This window comes from Bacteroidota bacterium (assembly GCA_020402865.1).
Classification (GTDB): Bacteria; Bacteroidota; Bacteroidia; order Palsa-965; family Palsa-965.
This window is the reverse complement of sequence record JADBYT010000028.1, coordinates 96,269-114,728: the sequence shown is the minus strand read 5'-3', so window position 1 is coordinate 114,728 and position 18,460 is coordinate 96,269. Positions and strand designations below refer to the sequence as shown.

Genomic DNA, 18,460 nt, shown 5'->3' with positions numbered 1-18,460 from the left:
CATCTGTTTGTGGAAGTTGACGGCAACGATATGGAGGTGCTTTACAAAGATGCCGAGCGCATTGCCGAAGTGATGCAACAGCACAACTCCGGCGATGTACTTTTTGCCGACACCGCCGACCAGAAAAACATGCTTTGGCTCATGCGCCGCAAAGTGGCCGAAGCCGTAAAGTCGAACAGCGTGTACAAGGAAGAAGACACCGTGGTGCCGCGCGCCGCATTGCCGCAACTGCTCACCGGCGTAAAAGCAATAGGGCAGAAGTACGGCTTCAAATCTGTTTGCTACGGCCACGCCGGCGACGGCAACCTGCACGTAAACATCATCAAAGGCGAGCTGAGTGATGAGGTATGGCAAAACGAATTGCCCAAAGGCATCACCGAAATATTTGAACTTTGTGTGAAGCTCGGCGGCACCATTTCAGGCGAGCATGGCATTGGTCTGGTGCAGCAGCCGTATATCGGGATTGCTATTGATGAGAAGCGGCTCGAGCTGATGCGGGAGATTAAGCGGGTGTTTGATCCGAACGGGATTTTGAATCCGGGGAAGATTTATACATCTCTTACAGATTAATACTCAGGTAGTTTATTGATATTTGTTAATCATTAATGTATAGTCAACATGCCCGGAATATTGAAGTTTTCAAGTTTTGAGGAAATGAAGTCATACGAGCTTCAGCAAGCAAATATGCCTTTTGATGAAACTAAAATAGATCTGAATTTATCTGCTTTTATTGCAATTTCAAATTTGAACCCAAATAATAAGAGGCACTCTAACAGCGATACCAACAGTAATGAATTTGGACAAGCAACTAATTGAAATTTGCAGACTTTTAAATAATCACGGTGTTAAATATTTGATTGGTGGGGGGCGCTGCTGTAGGTTTTCATGTTAAGTAATAAGTAATATATATTGGGAATCATTTTATTTTTACAGAATAGAATTGAAGCGTTATGAAGCATCTGATAATTTTTCTGAGCTTAGTGTGCTGGTCTTGCCACTCTGGAAGTACCATGAGTAATGATTTTGAAAACTCAGATTCGGCTAAATATCTTTTATCAGATTCTTTAGTGAATGAAAAAAATGATTCATCCCAATCACCTGTCAATTATCATGAAATAACAAAATTAACAGCCGGAACAGATGAGTTTCAAGTAGTAATTGCCGGAGAATTTTATGCCACACAGGAGAAGTTCATTAATGATACTTTTCGGATAGAGGTTTCAGTGGGTATGAATCCGGGTGATTTATCTTTTCAACTGAATAACCTTTTACTCGATGAAATTAGTGTAGAACAATGTGCTCAAACCAGTGTAAGTATTATGCAGGAAGGTCCTCATTGCGATTTGGAAAACTGGTTGCATCATACCTCTTCCTGGCAAATGCTTACAGCAAATAATTCAGGAAGTTATTTCTTAAAAGATTCTTTAGGGCCGGAAACCGCTATGTTTCCCGAAGTTACAGCGGATGAAATAAAGAAAGCGGCTAAATATTATTGCGGATCAGATTGGAATGAAACAATAAATACCATTACAAGTGTAAATGAATATCCCTGTATTGTTGGAGTAAACAGATTGATTGTGCGGATTTCGGGAGAGGAAAAAGTCAGCAGAAAGAGGGTAGTAAAATATCTCCTTTTTGTATTTTCTATGGGGTGTTAGCGCAGGAAGCAAAATCTACACACTCAACAATCCATCCTTCATTACCAGCTTGCGGTCTGTTTTTGCAGCCAGCGCATCGTTGTGCGTTACAATCACAAACGTCTGGTTGAGTTGTTTGCGCAGGTCAAAAAACAGCTCATGCAGTTGTTGCGCGGTGGCAGAGTCGAGGTTGCCGGAGGGTTCGTCGGCAAATACTACGGCGGGTTTGTTGATGAGTGCGCGGGCCACGGCTACGCGTTGTTGTTCGCCGCCCGAGAGGGCTGCGGGTTTGTGTTCGGCGCGTTCGGCCAGGCCGAGCATGTGCAGCAGTTCTTTGGCGCGGGTTTCGGCTTCGGCTTTGGGTGTGCGGGCTACGAGTGCGGGCATGCACACGTTTTCGAGCGCGGTAAATTCGGGTAACAGGTGGTGAAACTGAAACACAAAGCCGATGTGCCTGTTGCGGAAAGCCGCCAGTTCGCGCGGCTTGAGCGACGAAATCTGCTGCCCGGCTATTTCGAGCGAACCGCCGTCGGCCAGATCAAGTGTGCCGAGAATGGTGAGCAGCGTGGTTTTGCCTGCGCCCGAGGCGCCAACCACCGATACTACTTCGCCCTCGGCAATACTCAGATCAATGCCGCGCAATACTTCTAAACTTCCGTAAGATTTGCGAAGATTTTGTGCGCGGATGAGTTCTTTCATGGATGCGAAGATAATAAACCCTGCCTCGTTTCGACTCTGCACCATGTGACAGGGGGGATTGATATCGGTTCGGCTGAAGCGTATAACGTTTCAAAAAAATCAACAGTAAAATGCACTGTCATTCCGGACGGAGTGGTGGAAAGACAGTGTATTGCAGTTGCAAGGCTTCTTTTGCATGGATTTCTTCCCCGCACATCCTGCAAGCCCCAGCACAAAAACAAGAATTAACAAACTTTTCATTCTGCGCATAGTCCTGAAAGATACGGCCTTCGGCTGATATTCCGGCCGGTAGGTCGAAAATCAACCACGGCAAAGAATCTTTCCGGGAAATTATAGGCATATTTGCCCGGAACCATTTATTCTGATTCATCATGTCGAACGCCACGCTTTCGATCCCCGTTCATAAAACAAACCAGTCGCGCCTGCCGGGTCTGGATATTAACAATCTTCCTTTTGGCAAGGTTTTTTCCGACCACATGTTTGTGGCTGAATACGCCGACGGTCACTGGCATAAATCCGAGATTGTGCCATACGCACCGCTGAGCATGAGCCCGGCCAGTTCGGTGATGCATTACGGCCAGAGTATTTTCGAGGGCATGAAGGCGCACCGCTCCGACAATGGCGAAGTGTTGCTGTTCCGTCCGCTCGAAAACCACAAACGCCTCAACCGCTCTGCCCAGCGCATGGCCATGGCCGAAGTGCCCGAAGCCATATTTATGGAGGGCCTCGACGAACTTCTGCGCCTCGACCAGAACTGGATTCCGGGCGGCGACGGACGTTCGCTTTACGTGCGTCCTTTTCTCATCGCTACGGATGATTACATTGGCGTAAAAGCTTCAGATACCTATAAATTCCTCATCATTACCACACCTGTAGGCGCCTATTACGATCATCCGTTGCGCGTGCGGGTAGAGAAGAAGTTCTTCCGCGCGGTTGAAGGTGGCGTGGGTTATGTGAAGGCATCGGGCAACTACGGCCGTTCGCTGTACCCTTCGGCGCTGGCCAAGCACGATGGCTACGACCAGCTCATCTGGACCGATGCCCGCGACCATAAATACGTGGAAGAATCAGGAACCATGAACCTGATGTTTGTGATTGGCGATACGCTTATTACGCCGCAGCTTGGCGATACCATTCTGGCCGGTATTACCCGCGACAGTGTGCTTACGCTGGCCCGCGACTGGGGCATGCGTGTGGAAGAGCGTAAAATTGGTGTGGATGAAATTGAGGAAGCCCTCCTGAAAGGCCAGCTCAAAGAAGCATTCGGTACCGGCACAGCCGCCACCATTGCCACCATCACCACAATTGGTTACGAAGGCAAAGACTACGATTTGCCGCAGGTAGATGAAAACGGGTTTGCCCGCCGCGTAAACAAGGCGCTCGACAGCATCCGCCGCGGGCGCATTGCCGATCCGCACAACTGGGTGCATCGCGTGTGCTGAGTAACTGTAAACCCCTAACTTTCCTCTATGCACTACATTTTCTCGTGGTCTAACCCACAGAGCAGATACCTTACCATTACTGCCATTGCCGAGGAAATAAATTCTGGCAGTGTTGACGTGCAATTGCCCTCGTGGCGGCCCGGCAGATACGAACTGGGGAATTTTGCCAAAAACGTGCGCGGATTCCGTGCCGAAACACCCGAAGGCAAGCCGCTGCACAGCGAAAAAATTACCAAAGACCGCTGGCGCGTGCAGTGCAACGGCGAGGCTACCGTGTATTTTGTATATGAATACTACGCCGCCGAACTCAATGCCGGTTCTACCTGGCTCGATCAAAGCCAGTTGTATGTAAATCCGGTAAACTGCTGCGTGTATCTCACCAACCGCCTGAGCGAAGTATGCACGGTAGAACTGCAACTGCCCGAAGGCTGGCGCGTAGCCACGGCATTGCAGCAGCCCGCTGCCAATGTACTTGTAGCTTCTGATTTCGACCGCCTTGCCGATAGTCCGTTTATTGCCAGCCCCACGCTGCAGCATAATTTCTTTGTGCTCGACGGGGTGGAGTTTCACCTTTGGTTTCAGGGCGAATGCCGGCCCGACTGGTCACGTATTATTGCCGACAGCTTTATTTACGTAAACGAAATCATGCAGATTTTCGGCTCCTGTCCGGCCGAGAAATACCATTTCCTTTACCAGATTCTTCCGCAGCGCTTTTATCACGGCGTAGAGCATACAGACTCAACTGTTATTGCCCTCGGCCCGCCCTACAAGCTGATGAATGAGTTGTATGGCGATTTTCTGGGCGTGAGCTGCCACGAGCTTTTCCATGCGTGGAATATCAAGGCCATTCGTCCGGCAGAGATGATGCCGTATGATTTCACGCGCGAAAACTATTCGCGCCTGGGCTATGTGTGCGAAGGGGTAACCACGTACTACGGCGATTACCTGCTTTTCCGTTCGGGTGTGTTTACCGAGCGTGAATACTGGCACACGTTCGAGGAACGCCTGCAAAAGCATTTCGATTCGCACGGCCGCCATTTCCTTTCCGTAGCCGATTCGTCGTTTGATACCTGGCTCGATGGCTATGTGCCCGGCGCGCCGCACCGCAAAACATCCATTTACCACGAAGGCTGCCTGCTGGCCTTTATTACCGATATTTTCATACGCCGCCACACCCAAAACACCCGCAACCTCGATCACGTGATGCGCCGCCTCTGGACCGATTACGGCCAGCAGGGAAAAGGCTACACCGAGGCTGAATACAAAGCACTTGTAGAGGAAATTTCGGGCAAAAAATTCGACCATTACTGGAATTCATACTTCTATCAGTCAGCTGATTATACTATTCCACTTGATGAGGCGCTTGAATACATCGGTTTGAAAATGAACCGGTATGAGGCGGCCAAAATTCACGAAGATAAATTTGGCTTCAAACTCACCGAGCAGGGCGGCGTAACCCGTGTTACCGAAATCTATTTCAATTCGCCCGCTGAACAGGCTGGTTTGGCGGTAAACGATGAAATTGTAGCTATTCAGGTGAATGGAAGAGCCGAAGATCCGATTCCGGTTAAGGTTGATTTGCAGGAATGGCTGCGCTATTTTGAGAGTGATTCGGTGATTTTGGTAGTAAATTCGGGTGGCGCACAAAAATTTCTTCCCCTCAGGGCCGATGGGGAAAATTATTACCCCGTGTATAAGGTTGCCAAGCTGAATAGCCTGAGTGACAGTCAGAAAGCCGCATTTAAAAGTTGGAGCGGGGGCATGTAACCTCAGGGTTTTCTGCGGCTTTGCCAAAAGATGTTAATAACTATAAGTGCTGTGGGCTTGTAAAGCCTGTGAAAAAGCATTTTTTTTGCCACACTTCAACTATTCACCCTTTTCAAAACCAAAAAACTAAATTTAAAATGGATCAAACAAACGCACCTTCAACTAAAGGTAAAGGCCTCGGCGTTGCCGGTATGGTAGTTAGCCTCGTAGCTCTTGTTATTGCAATTATCCCGGGTATCGGCGCTGCCGCCCTCTGGATTGCCGTAGTGGGTCTCGTACTCAGCGTTGTTGCTTTCTTCATGGCTCGTGGCGCTGGTAACCCCAAGAAAGGTATGATGATTGCCGGTATCATTATGGGCGCTGTAGCTCTTGCTCTCGCTATCTACTGGATCACCGCTATCACTTCTGCTCTTGGCGATATTAAAGACGGTCTCGAAAACATGGACACCGCCGCTCTGCGCAAGAACCTCGAAGATGCTTTCAAAAGCAACTAATCGGTTTTCATAAATAGCAAAAGCCGGATAAACTCTGTTTATCCGGCTTTTCTTTGCATAAAAAAATCCCGGATGCACAGGCATCCGGGTTTTTGTTTGTTTGCTGATTGCGTTAAACCAGTTCTTTCTTGCGGAAACGCTCGGCCAGTACAGGCGCTTTCGGGTTCGAGTAATCGTAGAAGCCTTTGCCTGTTTTATCGCCAAGATGGCCGGCGGTAACCATGTTTACCAGCAGCGGGCAGGGGGCGTATTTCGGGTTGCCGAAACCGTCGTGCAGTACGCGCAAAATGGCGAGGCATACATCCAGTCCGATAAAATCGGCCAGACGCAGCGGGCCCATCGGGTGGCCCATGCCCAGTTTCATTACGTTGTCTATTTCCTCCACGCCGGCCACGCCTTCATAAAGCGTAATAATGGCCTCGTTAATCATGGGCATGAGGATTTTGTTGGCTACAAAGCCGGGATAGTCGTTTACTTCTACCGGCACTTTTTCGAGCTTGCGTGAAAGCTCCATGATCTGAGCCGTCACCGCATCGCTGGTGGAGTAGCCGCGGATTACTTCCACCAGCTTCATTACCGGCACCGGATTCATAAAGTGCATGCCGATTACAGACTCCGGACGTTTGGTAACGGCTGCAATTCTGGTGATGGAAATGGAGGAGGTGTTTGAAGCGAGGATGCAGCCCGCCGGAGCGGCAGCATCAAGATCGCGGAAAATTTTGAGTTTGAGGTCCACATTTTCGGTGGCGGCTTCCACTACCAGTTCGGCATTGGCTACGCCTTCGGCCAGATTGGTGGTAGGGGTGATGCGCCCGAGCGCCGCCGCTTTGTCGGCCTCGCTGAGCGTGCCTTTGCTTACCTGCCGGTCCATGTTTTTGGCAATGGTGCCCAGCCCGCGGTCAAGCGCCTCTTTTGAAATATCAACCAGCGAAACGTTGTAACCGCATTGTGCAAACACGTGCGCAATACCGTTACCCATTGTTCCGGAACCGATTACGGTGATGTTTTTCATTGAAATGGAAGTAAATGATACGTATTGAGAGGCCGTAAAGATAAGCGGCCTGACGGGTTTCAAGCCGTTTTTCAACGGTTTTTGTAAACAGCTGGAATTGTGGAAAAGTTCAGGCTATTTTCCCCGACCCTGAACTACAATTAGCACGGTGTAGATCAGAATTTTAAAATCCACGTACAGCGACATATTCTCAATATACAGCAAGTCGTATTTCAGGCGCTCCACCATCTGATCCACATTTTCGGCATAACCATATTTCACCTGTCCCCACGAAGTGATGCCCGGCTTTACATTGTGCAGGTGGCGGTAATGCGGAGCTACCTGCACAATTTTATCAATAAAGAACTGCCTTTCGGGGCGGGGGCCCACCAGCGACATTTCGCCGATGAGTACATTGTAAAACTGGGGAATTTCGTCGAGACGGGTTTTGCGCAGGAAACGGCCGAATGGTGTAATACGCGGATCGTTTTCGCTCGAAAGGGCAGGGCCGTTGCGCTCGGCATCCACATACATGGAGCGGAATTTATGAATGCGGAATGGCTTGCCGTGTATGCCTATGCGGTAGTGGCTGTAAAAAACAGGGCCTTTCGACGAGAGCTTTACGCCAAGCGCCGTGAGCAGATAAACCGGCATAAAAACGGTGAGCGCAATGAGCGATACAATTACATCAATTATGCGCTTGATCGACTGCTGCCACGGCGGCATGATCTCGCGCTTAATTTCAATCATCGGCGCACCGAAAATGGTGCTCATTTTCACCTGCCCCGAAAGGATATCGTACATATCAGGAATTACCTTGATTACCACCGGCTGATCGTCCATTTCATTGATAATGGCGTTCAGCCTGTCGTGCTCCGATGATTCGATGGCAATAATCACTTCCTCGGCCTGATGTTCGCGGATAATGCTGCGAAGCTGATCCACCTCGCCAAGGTGCGGCAACCGGGCTTTCAGCTCGTGCGAGTAACCGTTTTTATTGTCCACATGCACAAACCCCACAAACCGGTTGCCCCACGATTTTGTCTGGCTTTCCAGTTCGCTGAACAGCTTGAGGGCATTGGCGTTGCTGCCTATAAGTATGGTGTTGAAACCCAATTTACGGTTTCGGATACGGCTGTTTGTAATGGAGGTCAGGATCATGCGGCCGGTTACGGTAAAGCAGAAATGGGTAACAAACAGTGTTAATGTACTCAGGTAGTAAGTTCTGTAGCTGATTACCGTATCATCAAGCAGCAGCGTAAAGAAAATTACCAGCACGCCAATGCAACTGAGCAGCAAAATCTGCCCGAATTCCTTGAGGCGCGAACGGCGGTATATATTCCGGTAACTTCCCGTAATGCCATACAGCGAAATCCAGAACAAAACCACCGCACCAAGTCCGATAAAGAACTTCTCGTCAAACATCACCGGCACTTTCAACCCGAACTTTACGGATTCAATATTCACCTTGCGGTATTGGTGAAACAAAGTCCAGGCTATAGCCGCCGAAACAATGTCGCTGAATAAATAGTAAAGAACCTGACGGGTTTTATTCATACCGGCAATTACCGCACTACTTTAATATTGTCTATATACAGGTAAGATTCACTTACACCAGCCGGCAATCGCTGGGTGATGTAAAACGCATAGCCGGTAGAGGAGGGAGGCTGATTGACCGCGTCGGTAAGGTTGATATATATTTTACCCCAGGTTGACTTAGGGCTGATGGTTGCTACATTCCGGTATTCATATTGCCGTGTCATGATGCCTACTGAAAAAGGCTGATCGCAGCGGTAATTGAGTTCCATATATACAAACGAAGGCGCGGGAAATAGGCCGGTGAAAAACTGCGAGCGGATAAACAGGTCGTTTGAATCAGTATCTAATTTAGCATAGCCTGATTCAAAGCCTTCGAAAACTTCGGTTGGGTTTAACGTGGTATGAAATACATTCTGCACGATAGCACCGCTGTCGGTAAAACTTTGTCCCGGCATTTCAAAATCTTCAAGCCACACAAAATCAGTAGCCGGAAAATATTGAAACCTCGGCGTAACGCTTACCACCTGTGCGCGGGTTATTGTAAATGTGCTGTCCCAGCCTTTGTAGGAAGGATAAATGGCGCGTGTGGTGGTGGTGCCGTTCATTTTTATTCCGGCGCGGATCAGAAAGCGGTGGCTGCCCTCGTTGAGAATGGGAATGGTGCAGGGTACTTCAAATGCGCCGATAAGCTCATCATCCATAAACACCCATACATCGGTAATCTGGTGTGCGGATGAGCCCTGTCCGGAAAGCGCATTGAATTTTACGGAGCTGATTCTCAGGTAGGAAGGAATTTCTTCGGTACGATCGAAGAGTTTACAGCCTGAAAGCAGCGATACCGAAAGCAGCGCAAAGGCAATAAAAGCGGGGTAAAAAGTAATTTTTCGAATCATGCAGTTTAATCTCCCGTGTATAACGCAGCCAGGCTGTGTTTATTGCCGGGCGGCTGCAAAATTAGTTTTTGCCTGCACTTGGTCAATAATTTTATGCGCAACTTCCAGTGCTTTGTACCCATCGTCTATAGACACCAGCGGACGGGTGTTTTGGGTAATGGAATCGGCAAAGGTGCTGAGTTCCATGCGTATGGCATTGGTTTGCTCCACTTCGGGGTGCTCGAAAAATAATTCTTTGGGTGCTTTTCCTTCGCCGGGCTGAATAATTATGGCCAGCGGATCGGGTTCACCTTCTATGGTTTTCATACGCACTACACTAACCTGTTTGTCGAGAAAATCGACAGATACATACGCATCGCGGCGGAAAAAGCGCGATTTACGCATGTTTTTCAATGAAATGCGGCTTGCGGTAAGGTTGGCTACGGCGCCGTTGTCGAATTCAATGCGTGCGTTGGCAATATCGGGCGTATCGCTCACTACAGCTACGCCGCTGGCGCTGATGTGGCGTATATTGGCACGTATCAGGCTGAGTACGATGTCGATATCGTGTATCATCAGGTCGAGGACAACAGATACATCGGTGCCGCGCGGATTGAACTGGGCCAGCCGGTGCGTTTCAATAAACATTGGCTGATCGAGCAGGGGCTGGGCGGCAATAAAGGCCGGATTGAAACGCTCCACATGGCCCACCTGCACTTTTACATTGGCTTCGGTGGCCAGCTGCACCAGCATTTTGCCTTCATCAACAGTATGCGTAAGCGGTTTTTCAATAAACAGGTGGCGCTGGCGGCGCAGGGCTTTTACGGCTACGGCATAATGATGCAGCGTAGGCGTAACAATATCAACCACTTCAGCCGCTTCAATTAATTCGTCGGTGGTTTCAAAGGCCCGGATGCCAAATTCGGCCGCCACGGCAGCACGCACGGCCGGATCGCTGTCGTGAAAACCAACCAGCTCATAGCGGCTGGCCAGTTCTTTAATCTGACGGATATGAATTTTGCCAAGATGCCCGGCACCGGCAACACCGATTTTCAACATAGCCTGTTTGATTTTTTACAAAATTATTCGCGCAGCCGCTCCTGCTTTCAGGTTAACTTCGTAACATATCAACAGCCAAGTGTTGTTTGCTGCTGCTGAATACACTTTATGACTACTCCTTTTGAAGATACCTACCGCCAGAAAGGTCTTCGCCGCAAACTGGCTGAGCTGATGCGCGAACGCGAAATTACCGATGCTGCCGTGCTGAAAGCCATTGAGCAGGTGCCGCGCCATTTGTTTTTCGACAAAGCCTTTCTCGAATTTGCTTATCAGGACAAGGCTTTTCCCATTGGCGCAGGGCAAACCATATCGCAGCCTTACACCGTGGCCTTTCAAACCCAGCTGCTGCAACTCCGCAAAGGCGACCGTGTACTGGAAATCGGTACCGGATCGGGTTACCAGACTGCCGTGCTGCTTGCCTGCGGCGCCCGCGTATGGACCATTGAACGGCAGCGTACCTTATATGATGTAACGCGCGCGCTTCTGCCTCAAATGGGATACTCGCCCAATTTTCAGTATGGCGATGGTTATAAAGGCTGGCCGGCATTTGCGCCGTTTGATAAAATACTGGTTACCTGCGGCGCACCCTTTGTGCCCGATGCACTTACCGATCAGCTAAAGCCCGGCGGCAGATTAGTGATTCCGGTGGGGGAAGGTGATTCGCAGGAAATGACTCTTATCACAAAAGATGAGACCGGAAAACTGACCAAAACCTTTCATGGTTTGTTTCGCTTTGTTCCCATGCTGGGTGAACGGGAGTGGAAGGGATGAGGAAAATCAATTTCCTGTTATTAACAGTATGTGGTGAAAAAGTTGATTTTTGTTAATACCGTATCTTCACTATATAAATCAATACCTTTGACAATAGGGTATAATCCCTGACCAGAATAAAGAAACATTAACTAAAACCACACATTATGAAAAAATCGACGCTCATCGTAGCGGCGCTGGCTTTTGGTGTAACCTCTGCCTTCGCACAAGATTTAACTTCAAAAAAAGGTGAACCTATTCTCCCCGAAGCAGGTGACTGGGCTATTGGCGTAGATGCCACGCCTTTCCTTGATTACTTTGGCAACTTTATCGGTGGTAACGGTTCTAACTATGGTACCGCCAATTGGGCCTTTACCAACCCGTTTGCCATGATCACCGGCAAAATGTTTGTAAGCCCCAATATGGCTTACCGTGGCATGCTCCGCATTGGTTTCGGTTCTGAAACCATGAAAAACTTTGTAACCGACGATGCTTCAACGGCTACCCCGCCCGCAACAGTTACCGACGAAATGAAAGTGTCTGGCAACTTTATCGGCCTTGGCGGCGGTCTTGAGTGGCGTCGTGGCAAAACCCGTTTGCAGGGCTACTATGGTGGTATGGCTATGGTAATGTTTGGTGGCGGCAAAACCAGCTACTCTTACGGTAATGCATTTTCATCAACTAACACTACTCCCACTACTACATCTGACTTCCTTACCGGAACTTCAGCAGCAGCGGGTTCACGCATTACAGAAGATAAAAGCGGCAGCACCCTCGGTTTTGGTGTACGCGGTTTCATTGGTGCTGAGTACTTTGTACTCCCCAAACTTTCTGTAGGCGGCGAATTTGGCTGGGGGCTTGCCCTTTCGCGCACCGGCGACGGTGAGCAAACCGTAGAAAGCTGGAATGGTACAGCTGCAACTTCTACCACCACCAAAACTGCCGGCGGCGGATCTTTTGGTGTGGATACCGACAATGCCAACTTCGGTATGGCTCCCGGTGCACTGTTTATCCACTTCCACTTCTAGTCGGAAACTGAATAATTAACAAAAACGCCTCCCGAGCAATCGGGAGGCGTTTTTGTTTTGTATGTGTGAAGAGTATTACTTGAACTTACGTGCGGTTTCGCGTTCAATATCCCGTTTCTTTATATCCTCGCGCTTATCAAACGTTTTTTTGCCTTTGGCTAACGCAATTTCAATTTTAGCCCAGCCGTTTTCGCTGATAAACATGCGCAGCGGCACAATGGTAAGGCCCTGATCTTTTAGCTTGTTCTGAAGTTTGCGCAGTTCGCTGCGCTTTAGCAGCAGCTTGCGGTCGCGTTTAGGGGCGTGGTTGTAATAGGTGCCTTTATCGTATTCGTTTATCTGTACGTTCCGCAGAATAAGTTCGTCGTTTTCAAATACACAAAAACCGTCGGTAATATTGGCTTTTCCCAGCCGCAACGATTTTATTTCGGTGCCGGTGAGCACCAATCCTGCAATAAATTTATCAAGGAATGCGTATTCAAACGAAGCCTGTCTGTTTCTGATGTCGATGGTATTGGGCGTTGAAGTAGCCATAACTGTAAAGTAAACTATAAATGAATAACAATACTCAAAAGCCCGCAAAAAGGCATAAAAAAAGGCAACCCGCAGTCTGGATTACCTGAAATGTTTTGGTGGTGTGCCCAGGGAGAGACTCGAACTCTCAAGGGATATTCCCAACGGCTTCTGAGACCGCAACGTTTACCAATTTCGCCACCTGGGCAAGCAATCAGCGGTAGTGCTGATTTGTGTAAAGAACTGTGCCCAGGACTGGATTCGAACCAGCACGCCTCGCGGCGCCACCCCCTCAAGATGGTGCGTCTACCAATTTCGCCACCTGGGCTTGAGATGAAAACGTTGCGAACAGCGTTTTCTAAAGCGGTGACAAAAGTAGTATCTTTATTTAACTTTGACAATATGAACGCAAAATATTTTTTTCTGCCCGTTTTTTCTTTCACGCTGCTCGCATTCGGAGCCTGTCAGCAAAGCGAAACTGCCGGCGTGGATTACCGTGCTGAAATGCGGGCTTTTGTGCAAAAAATAAATACACAGGCCGAGCTGATGCGCCCCGGCTTTCTGGTGGTGCCGCAAAACGGCGAAGCTTTACTTACTACTGACGGAAAGCCCGATGGCACGCCTGCAACCGGATATATCAATGCAATTGATGGTTTCGGGCGGGAAGAGTTGTTTTACGGCTACAACAATCAGGACGATTTGCTTACGCCCGAAAGCGAAGAGCGCACCGGCTGGCAGGAAATGTGTGTGCTTGGAAACAGTTTGGGCAAAAAAATATTGGTGACTGATTATTGCTCCACACCGTCGAAAATGGACGATTCGTATGCCCGCAATCAGGCGCTCGGCTTTATTTCCATGGCCGCCGACAGCCGTGAGCTGGATAAAATTCCGGGCTATCCGGCCACGCCGTTTAACGTAAACACTGCAAATACAAACGGGCTGAACGGCCGCAATTTTCTTTACCTGATTGCGCCTGAAAAGTTTGCCACTAAAGAAGAATACCTGCGCGCGCTGGAGCAGACCAATTATGATATCTTCATCATCGACCTGTTTTTTACCGGCGGCGATGAGCCCGAAATACTCACTGCGGCTGATGTAACCCGCCTGCGCAACAAACCCGGCGGCGGCACCCGCACACTGCTTTGCTACATGAGCATTGGTCAGGCCGAAAGCTACCGCTACTACTGGCAAAACGGCTGGAATGCACAACCGCCTGCATTCATAGACATCGAAGATCCGTCGTGGCTGGATAATTATTATGTACGTTACTGGGATGCTTCGTGGCAGGAAATCATTTGCGGCAGCAACGATTCGTATCTTCGCCGTGTGGCCGATGCCGGATTCGACGGGGTGTATCTCGATCTGGTAAATGCCTACGAATTTTTTGAGCAACGCTGATGAAGCAATTTCTCCTGGGTATTGTGCTTGGCATTTTCAGCCTGAGTGTATGTGCGCAAACGCCGCAAGACACTACCGCCGCCGCGCCCATGAGCCGGGCCGACAGCATTGTGGCCTATGCCAAACAGCATCTTGGTAAACCTTACAAATATGCACACGCCGGTCCCGATGCATTCGACTGCTCAGGCTTTGTGAGTTTTGTGTTTGCGCATTTCGGCATCGCACTCCCGCGTTCCTCGCGCGATTACATGCACACCGGCCGCGAAATTCCCATTGAACAGGCCCGCAAAGGCGACGTAATTGTATTTACCGGCACCAACCCGCGCGAACGCCGCGCCGGACACGTAGGCATTGTTATATCCGAACCCGGCGCTCCGCTGCAGTTCATTCACGCCTCCTCGTCCGACAAACACCGCGGCGTGGTCATTACGCAATATCCGGGCAGCAATTATCCCAAACGGTTTATTAAAGTGATTCGCGTGGTTGAATAGCGCCTCAGCCCTTAAACTGTTGCGGCACCACCACACGCAGCGCCGAGGGCGAAATACTTACGTTCAGCACCTTTTCAAGCATGGCCGGCTCACCGTCGAAATGAGCAGGGCCGTCGCTTTCGCGGGTTATCTTTATTGATTTTCCGGCGTAGGTGCTCACTAAGTTGGAACGGTCAATGGTTTGTCCGAACATGCGCCAGATGAGTGCAGGCACATCGTACCAGCTGAATTTGCCGAGCACCGATACGTGCAATATACCGTCGTTTACCAATGCAAGCGGGGCAATCCATGCATTGTTGCCATACTGTCCGGCATTGGCTACAGTAACCAGAAAGGCTTTGTGCTTGTAGGTGAGGCCGTCAACCTCAATGGTGTAGGTTTCGGGGGTGTAGCTTCGCAGTTCGCGCAGGGTAATTTTGGCGTAAGTCCAGAAGCCGCGTGTGTTGCTTTCGGCAAAAAGCTGGCCGATGCGTGCATCGAAACCGGTGCCGGCCGTGCAGAAAAACGTAAGGTCATTGATGTGGCCTTTGTCCATCTCCACACAATGCCCGCCTTCAATAATGCGCATGGCTGCCGCTACATTCATGGGTATGCCCAGGTGGCGTGCCAGCCCGTTTCCCGAGCCGAAAGGCAAAATGCCCAGCGCCGTATTGCTGCCGCTTAGTACGTGTGCAAGCTGGTTTACGGTGCCGTCGCCGCCGCAGGCCACGGCTATGTCGTAATTGCCGGCAAGCACATCGGCAAAAATCCGGTCGCGGTCGTTTACCTGGTTCCATTCGATAATGGTACAGTCGGCCGTTTGCGGCAGAAGCTTGCGGATAAGCTCGGTGCGGTTTGTGCTCCGGTTGCTGCCCGAATTGGGATTGATGATAAACGCAATGCGTTTGCGGCTCATAGGTGCAAAGATAGAAGTTAGTTTAAACCTCGGCAGCACCCGGGCGAATGCCGGTGGCCGTTTGCTGGTGTGTGTGAAGAATGCGCAGGATATGATTGCCGATAAGGTGATCGGCCTGTGTGGCCCATTCCTTAAACTCGCCCGAACGCGACGTGTAGGAGGGAAGCCATTTCAGAAACCGTTCAATATCGTATTTCGTGCTGTAAATGCCTGCACCGGCCTTGTGCGCATCGCGCGAGTTGCAGAACTGCTCGAAATGATATTCTACCGGAATCATAAACACCGGCTTGCCCAGATACATTGCCTCACACACCGATTCGAAACCGGCTGTGGTGATGAGTCCGCTGCACGACGACATGTATTTCAGAAACTTCACGTCGCTGAGTGTATGCACATAAAAATTCTCGTGCAGCATTTCGGTTTCGGCTTCCTGTTTGCGGTCGGTAAATACATGAAACTCGAGTTCGGTATGTGTGCTGTGCCATTTGGCCACATCATTCAGATAGCCCGCATTAACCATATACACCAGAAAATGATTGCCCCGGCTGGCATGCTGTTTCACCACTTCGGGCCGCAGCAGCGGCGGCACGGTAAACAGTTTTTTCGACACATCGTCAGACATGGGGTAAAACGAAAGTCCGAGCATGGCCGATGAACCATAGGCCGTAAAACGTGTGTAGCCGTTCAGTATTTGCCTGTCGAGCCAATGCCCTTTCGGATGTGCAAAGCGTTTGTGCAGCATCATGTACTGGTGCGCAACAGACACCACAGGCACTTTACCGCGGTAGCGGAATTTCCACAATGCCGAAAGCGGTTCGTAGAAGTTGATAATTAAATCGGGCTGTGTGCTGCGGATGAGTGCATCGAGCAGTTTTACACTGCGGCGGTAGCGGCGCAAATGGGTAATGGTTTGCCACGCAGTGCCGGAAAGATTGATGCCGCGGTTTTTCCATTTCACAAAGTTCGGACTGGGCAGCAGCGTTACGGTAACAGGCTGCATGCGCCGGCTGAAAAATTCGGGGATTTGCCGGTTTTTGTTGCTGCCTACTACGGCGCCGCATACTTCAATGCCTTTTTCGTGCAGGAGTTGCTGCATGGCCAATGCCTGCGTAAGGTGGCCGCGCCCCTCGCCCTGAATAATAAAGAATACGCGCATGGGTTATGCTGTTTGCAAGGATGTAAAAGGTGTAAGTGGAGAAAAATCGGCCGCGGCCTGATTGCTTTGCGGCTTTTCTGGCGCAAGGGTGTGTATCCAGTCGGCGTAGTAGATGAGTTTCCATTCGCCTTCATGCGTCTCCACAAGGGCGGTAAGCGATTCCACCCAGTCGCCGGAGTTGAGGTAGTGAATGTTTTTGATGTATTTATCGGCGGGGGTGTGAATGTGTCCGCAAATAACCCCGTCGCAATTTTTTATCCGCGCCACTTCGCACAGCTGCTCTTCAAAATCAGAAATAAACGAAACCGCACCTTTTACTTTTGCTTTCACCACCTGCGAAAGTGAGTAATAAGGTTTACCCCGCTTTTCGCGCCAGCGGTTATAGTGTTTATTCAGCCACAACAAAAACGTGTAGCCCACATCGCCCAGCTTGGCAATCCATTTCAGCTTGGTGGTTACGGTATCAAAAATATCGCCGTGCACTACAAAGTAGCGTTTGCCGTTCGACTCATAGACATGATCGCGTACAATCGAAAAATTGCCCAGCCTGAACGGCAGCACTTCATCCAGAAAATCATCGTGGTTGCCGCGTACGTAAATAACTTCCGTGCCTTTGCCCGCACGCTTAAGCACCATGCGGAAAAAGCGCGTGTGTTTTTTCTTCCACACACCCGATTTGCGCAGCTGCCAGCCGTCAATAATATCGCCGTTCAGAATAAGCGTTTCGCATTTGTGGTGGCGCAGAAAACGACAAACTTCTTTTGCTTTCGAGGCCGATGTGCCTAAGTGCAGATCGGAAAGCACAATGGTGCGGTAGGATGTTTTACTCACGGCTTTTGGTTTTGCAAATATTCTTTGTTAATGTGTGCTCCGCGTAAACATCACATCATGCTTGCATCACCATCGTGCATGCAAATACTTACCACGCAGTTACCCGTGTGTAAAGCCGGGTTAAGCGCACGTAAATAGTTTTCTTAAACTGTTTAAATGGATATACTGAAAGAATGTCAGGTTGATGATGAGAAAACTGAAATTATGTCAGCTTGAATAGATCAAAAATGACATTTTGTCTTTGAAAATCAGTGTTTTACGAAATGGTATTGAAATTGAATAAGTGTGTGCGTCGGTTAAAATAATCCGGCAATAAAATACGACTAACTTAAAAACAACAAAACCATGTATAACACAAAATTTGCTCCCGTTCGCCGCAACGCTGTTTTCTTCGGCATGCCTTTTTCATCTGTCCTTAACGATTCATTTTTCGGAACTGATCAGGCTTCGTTCATGCCTGCGGTAAATGTGAGTGAGGATGAAAAGTCAATTCATCTTTCATTTAACGCGCCCGGTTTCGAGAAGGACGATTTTAAGGTGAACATTGAAAACAACGTGCTCACCGTGTCGGCCGAACACAAAACCGAAACAAACGAGAAGGAGAAAAACTACACCCGCATCGAGTATCGCTACGGTTCGTTCAGCCGCAGTTTCCGTTTGCCCAAAGACAAGGTAAACGAAGATGCAGTAAACGCCACCTACAAAAACGGCATTCTCCTGCTCGAACTGCCCAAGCGCGAGGCGGCTCCGGCAGTGGCTGCCAAAACCATTCAGGTGCTGTAATTCGCAGCATCTTCAGCCGCAAGCAGGCTGCCGTTTAACTTTGGGGTTGGTTGGCGGCAGTTTGCCCGGCATTTCAAGGCTGTTTGTGTGTGCATGAAAAGCGCAGGCAGGCAGC

The 18,460-nt window shown here is 49.5% G+C and carries 19 protein-coding genes and 2 tRNA genes; 10 read left to right on the top strand and 11 right to left on the bottom strand.

Features of this window, described 5'->3' with window-relative positions; all coding sequences use genetic code 11:
- Together IM638_17725 and IM638_17720 are read left to right on the top strand one after the other, a co-directional pair.
- Positions 1 to 570 (top strand): FAD-binding oxidoreductase (locus IM638_17725; protein ID MCA6364875.1); only part of this gene is annotated, 570 nt, incomplete at its 5' end.
- 440 nt (positions 571 to 1,010) lie between these two features.
- On the top strand, positions 1,011 to 1,658 hold the full coding sequence (locus IM638_17720) for a hypothetical protein (protein MCA6364874.1): 648 nt from the start codon (positions 1,011 to 1,013) through the stop codon (positions 1,656 to 1,658).
- Positions 1,659 to 1,673: 15 nt separating this feature from the next.
- Here IM638_17720 and IM638_17715 read toward each other — a convergent pair whose 3' ends face one another.
- Positions 1,674 to 2,336 carry an ABC transporter ATP-binding protein gene (locus tag IM638_17715; GenBank protein ID MCA6364873.1) on the bottom strand — a complete coding sequence of 221 codons (663 nt, stop codon included), beginning with the start codon at positions 2,334 to 2,336 and terminating at the stop codon, positions 1,674 to 1,676.
- 371 nt (positions 2,337 to 2,707) lie between these two features.
- On the opposite strand from IM638_17715, the gene IM638_17710 reads away from it, so the two are divergent.
- The 3 genes from IM638_17710 (at position 2,708) to IM638_17700 (ending at position 6,039) form a co-directional block, all read left to right on the top strand.
- Positions 2,708 to 3,778 carry a branched-chain amino acid aminotransferase gene (locus IM638_17710; protein ID MCA6364872.1) on the top strand — a complete coding sequence of 357 codons (1,071 nt, stop codon included), beginning with the start codon at positions 2,708 to 2,710 and terminating at the stop codon, positions 3,776 to 3,778.
- A 27-nt stretch (positions 3,779 to 3,805) separates the two neighbouring features.
- Positions 3,806 to 5,545, top strand: coding sequence for a M61 family metallopeptidase (locus tag IM638_17705; protein ID MCA6364871.1), 1,740 nt, complete (start codon positions 3,806 to 3,808; stop codon positions 5,543 to 5,545).
- A 68-nt stretch (positions 5,546 to 5,613) separates the two neighbouring features.
- Entirely contained in the window at positions 5,614 to 6,039 is a 426-nt protein-coding gene (locus tag IM638_17700; protein ID MCA6364870.1) for a hypothetical protein, read from the top strand.
- 112 nt (positions 6,040 to 6,151) lie between these two features.
- Here the strand turns inward: IM638_17700 and IM638_17695 are convergent, their stop codons facing one another.
- The 4 genes from IM638_17695 to IM638_17680 form a co-directional block, all read right to left on the bottom strand.
- Positions 6,152 to 7,051, bottom strand: coding sequence for a 3-hydroxybutyryl-CoA dehydrogenase (locus tag IM638_17695; GenBank protein MCA6364869.1), 900 nt, complete (start codon positions 7,049 to 7,051; stop codon positions 6,152 to 6,154).
- Positions 7,052 to 7,165: 114 nt separating this feature from the next.
- Positions 7,166 to 8,587 carry a sugar transferase gene (locus IM638_17690; protein ID MCA6364868.1) on the bottom strand — a complete coding sequence of 474 codons (1,422 nt, stop codon included), beginning with the start codon at positions 8,585 to 8,587 and terminating at the stop codon, positions 7,166 to 7,168.
- An 8-nt stretch (positions 8,588 to 8,595) separates the two neighbouring features.
- Positions 8,596 to 9,462: a hypothetical protein gene (locus IM638_17685; GenBank protein MCA6364867.1), complete on the bottom strand. Its 867-nt coding sequence runs from the start codon at positions 9,460 to 9,462 to the stop codon at positions 8,596 to 8,598.
- Between the two features lie 39 nt (positions 9,463 to 9,501).
- Positions 9,502 to 10,500, bottom strand: a complete 999-nt coding sequence (locus IM638_17680) for a Gfo/Idh/MocA family oxidoreductase (GenBank protein ID MCA6364866.1) — start codon at positions 10,498 to 10,500, stop codon at positions 9,502 to 9,504.
- A 108-nt stretch (positions 10,501 to 10,608) separates the two neighbouring features.
- On the opposite strand from IM638_17680, the gene IM638_17675 reads away from it, so the two are divergent.
- Both IM638_17675 and IM638_17670 read left to right on the top strand, forming a co-directional pair.
- Entirely contained in the window at positions 10,609 to 11,271 is a 663-nt protein-coding gene (locus IM638_17675) for a protein-L-isoaspartate(D-aspartate) O-methyltransferase (protein ID MCA6364865.1), read from the top strand.
- A 146-nt stretch (positions 11,272 to 11,417) separates the two neighbouring features.
- Complete coding sequence (locus IM638_17670; protein MCA6364864.1) at positions 11,418 to 12,278, top strand: hypothetical protein; 861 nt, start codon at positions 11,418 to 11,420, stop codon at positions 12,276 to 12,278.
- Between the two features lie 75 nt (positions 12,279 to 12,353).
- On the opposite strand, the gene smpB is transcribed toward IM638_17670, so the two are convergent.
- The 3 genes from smpB to IM638_17655 all read right to left on the bottom strand — a co-directional run bounded on the left by smpB (position 12,354) and on the right by IM638_17655 (position 13,119).
- A complete protein-coding gene (gene smpB / locus IM638_17665) occupies positions 12,354 to 12,812 on the bottom strand; it encodes an SsrA-binding protein SmpB (protein MCA6364863.1) in 459 nt (152 codons plus the stop codon).
- A 104-nt stretch (positions 12,813 to 12,916) separates the two neighbouring features.
- Positions 12,917 to 12,999, bottom strand: a tRNA-Leu gene (locus tag IM638_17660).
- 38 nt (positions 13,000 to 13,037) lie between these two features.
- A tRNA-Leu gene (locus IM638_17655) sits at positions 13,038 to 13,119 on the bottom strand.
- A 74-nt stretch (positions 13,120 to 13,193) separates the two neighbouring features.
- Between IM638_17655 and IM638_17650 the strand changes: the two genes are divergently transcribed.
- Both IM638_17650 and IM638_17645 read left to right on the top strand, forming a co-directional pair.
- Positions 13,194 to 14,189, top strand: coding sequence for an endo alpha-1,4 polygalactosaminidase (locus IM638_17650; protein MCA6364862.1), 996 nt, complete (start codon positions 13,194 to 13,196; stop codon positions 14,187 to 14,189).
- Positions 14,189 to 14,680: a C40 family peptidase gene (locus IM638_17645; protein MCA6364861.1), complete on the top strand. Its 492-nt coding sequence runs from the start codon at positions 14,189 to 14,191 to the stop codon at positions 14,678 to 14,680. The genes IM638_17650 and IM638_17645 overlap by 1 nt, the downstream gene beginning before the upstream one ends.
- Before the next feature lie 4 nt (positions 14,681 to 14,684).
- On the opposite strand, the gene IM638_17640 is transcribed toward IM638_17645, so the two are convergent.
- The 3 genes from IM638_17640 to IM638_17630 are packed head-to-tail and all read right to left on the bottom strand — an operon-like array spanning position 14,685 to position 17,562.
- Entirely contained in the window at positions 14,685 to 15,575 is an 891-nt protein-coding gene (locus IM638_17640) for a YegS/Rv2252/BmrU family lipid kinase (protein MCA6364860.1), read from the bottom strand.
- A gap of 22 nt (positions 15,576 to 15,597) precedes the next feature.
- Entirely contained in the window at positions 15,598 to 16,731 is a 1,134-nt protein-coding gene (locus tag IM638_17635; GenBank protein ID MCA6364859.1) for a glycosyl transferase, read from the bottom strand.
- 3 nt (positions 16,732 to 16,734) lie between these two features.
- Complete coding sequence (locus IM638_17630; protein ID MCA6364858.1) at positions 16,735 to 17,562, bottom strand: UDP-2,3-diacylglucosamine diphosphatase; 828 nt, start codon at positions 17,560 to 17,562, stop codon at positions 16,735 to 16,737.
- Between the two features lie 345 nt (positions 17,563 to 17,907).
- Here IM638_17630 and IM638_17625 point away from each other — a divergent pair, with 345 nt between their 5' ends.
- Positions 17,908 to 18,345, top strand: a complete 438-nt coding sequence (locus IM638_17625) for an Hsp20/alpha crystallin family protein (protein ID MCA6364857.1) — start codon at positions 17,908 to 17,910, stop codon at positions 18,343 to 18,345.
- Positions 18,346 to 18,460 lie beyond the last annotated feature (115 nt).

Excerpts from the sequence above, each read along its gene's own strand:
- IM638_17635 (MCA6364859.1), bottom strand. The coding sequence starts at position 16,731 with ATGCGCGTATTCTTTATTATTCAGGGCGAGGGGCGCGGCCACCTTACG.
- IM638_17625 (MCA6364857.1), top strand. The coding sequence starts at position 17,908 with ATGTATAACACAAAATTTGCTCCCGTTCGCCGCAACGCTGTTTTCTTC.
- smpB (MCA6364863.1), bottom strand. The coding sequence starts at position 12,812 with ATGGCTACTTCAACGCCCAATACCATCGACATCAGAAACAGACAGGCT.
- IM638_17690 (MCA6364868.1), bottom strand. The coding sequence starts at position 8,587 with ATGAATAAAACCCGTCAGGTTCTTTACTATTTATTCAGCGACATTGTT.
- IM638_17650 (MCA6364862.1), top strand. The coding sequence starts at position 13,194 with ATGAACGCAAAATATTTTTTTCTGCCCGTTTTTTCTTTCACGCTGCTC.
- IM638_17680 (MCA6364866.1), bottom strand. The coding sequence starts at position 10,500 with ATGTTGAAAATCGGTGTTGCCGGTGCCGGGCATCTTGGCAAAATTCAT.
- IM638_17710 (MCA6364872.1), top strand. The coding sequence starts at position 2,708 with ATGTCGAACGCCACGCTTTCGATCCCCGTTCATAAAACAAACCAGTCG.
- IM638_17705 (MCA6364871.1), top strand. The coding sequence starts at position 3,806 with ATGCACTACATTTTCTCGTGGTCTAACCCACAGAGCAGATACCTTACC.
- IM638_17645 (MCA6364861.1), top strand. The coding sequence starts at position 14,189 with ATGAAGCAATTTCTCCTGGGTATTGTGCTTGGCATTTTCAGCCTGAGT.
- IM638_17685 (MCA6364867.1), bottom strand. The coding sequence starts at position 9,462 with ATGATTCGAAAAATTACTTTTTACCCCGCTTTTATTGCCTTTGCGCTG.
- IM638_17640 (MCA6364860.1), bottom strand. The coding sequence starts at position 15,575 with ATGAGCCGCAAACGCATTGCGTTTATCATCAATCCCAATTCGGGCAGC.
- IM638_17675 (MCA6364865.1), top strand. The coding sequence starts at position 10,609 with ATGACTACTCCTTTTGAAGATACCTACCGCCAGAAAGGTCTTCGCCGC.
- IM638_17715 (MCA6364873.1), bottom strand. The coding sequence starts at position 2,336 with ATGAAAGAACTCATCCGCGCACAAAATCTTCGCAAATCTTACGGAAGT.
- IM638_17720 (MCA6364874.1), top strand. The coding sequence starts at position 1,011 with ATGAGTAATGATTTTGAAAACTCAGATTCGGCTAAATATCTTTTATCA.
- IM638_17670 (MCA6364864.1), top strand. The coding sequence starts at position 11,418 with ATGAAAAAATCGACGCTCATCGTAGCGGCGCTGGCTTTTGGTGTAACC.
- IM638_17695 (MCA6364869.1), bottom strand. The coding sequence starts at position 7,051 with ATGAAAAACATCACCGTAATCGGTTCCGGAACAATGGGTAACGGTATT.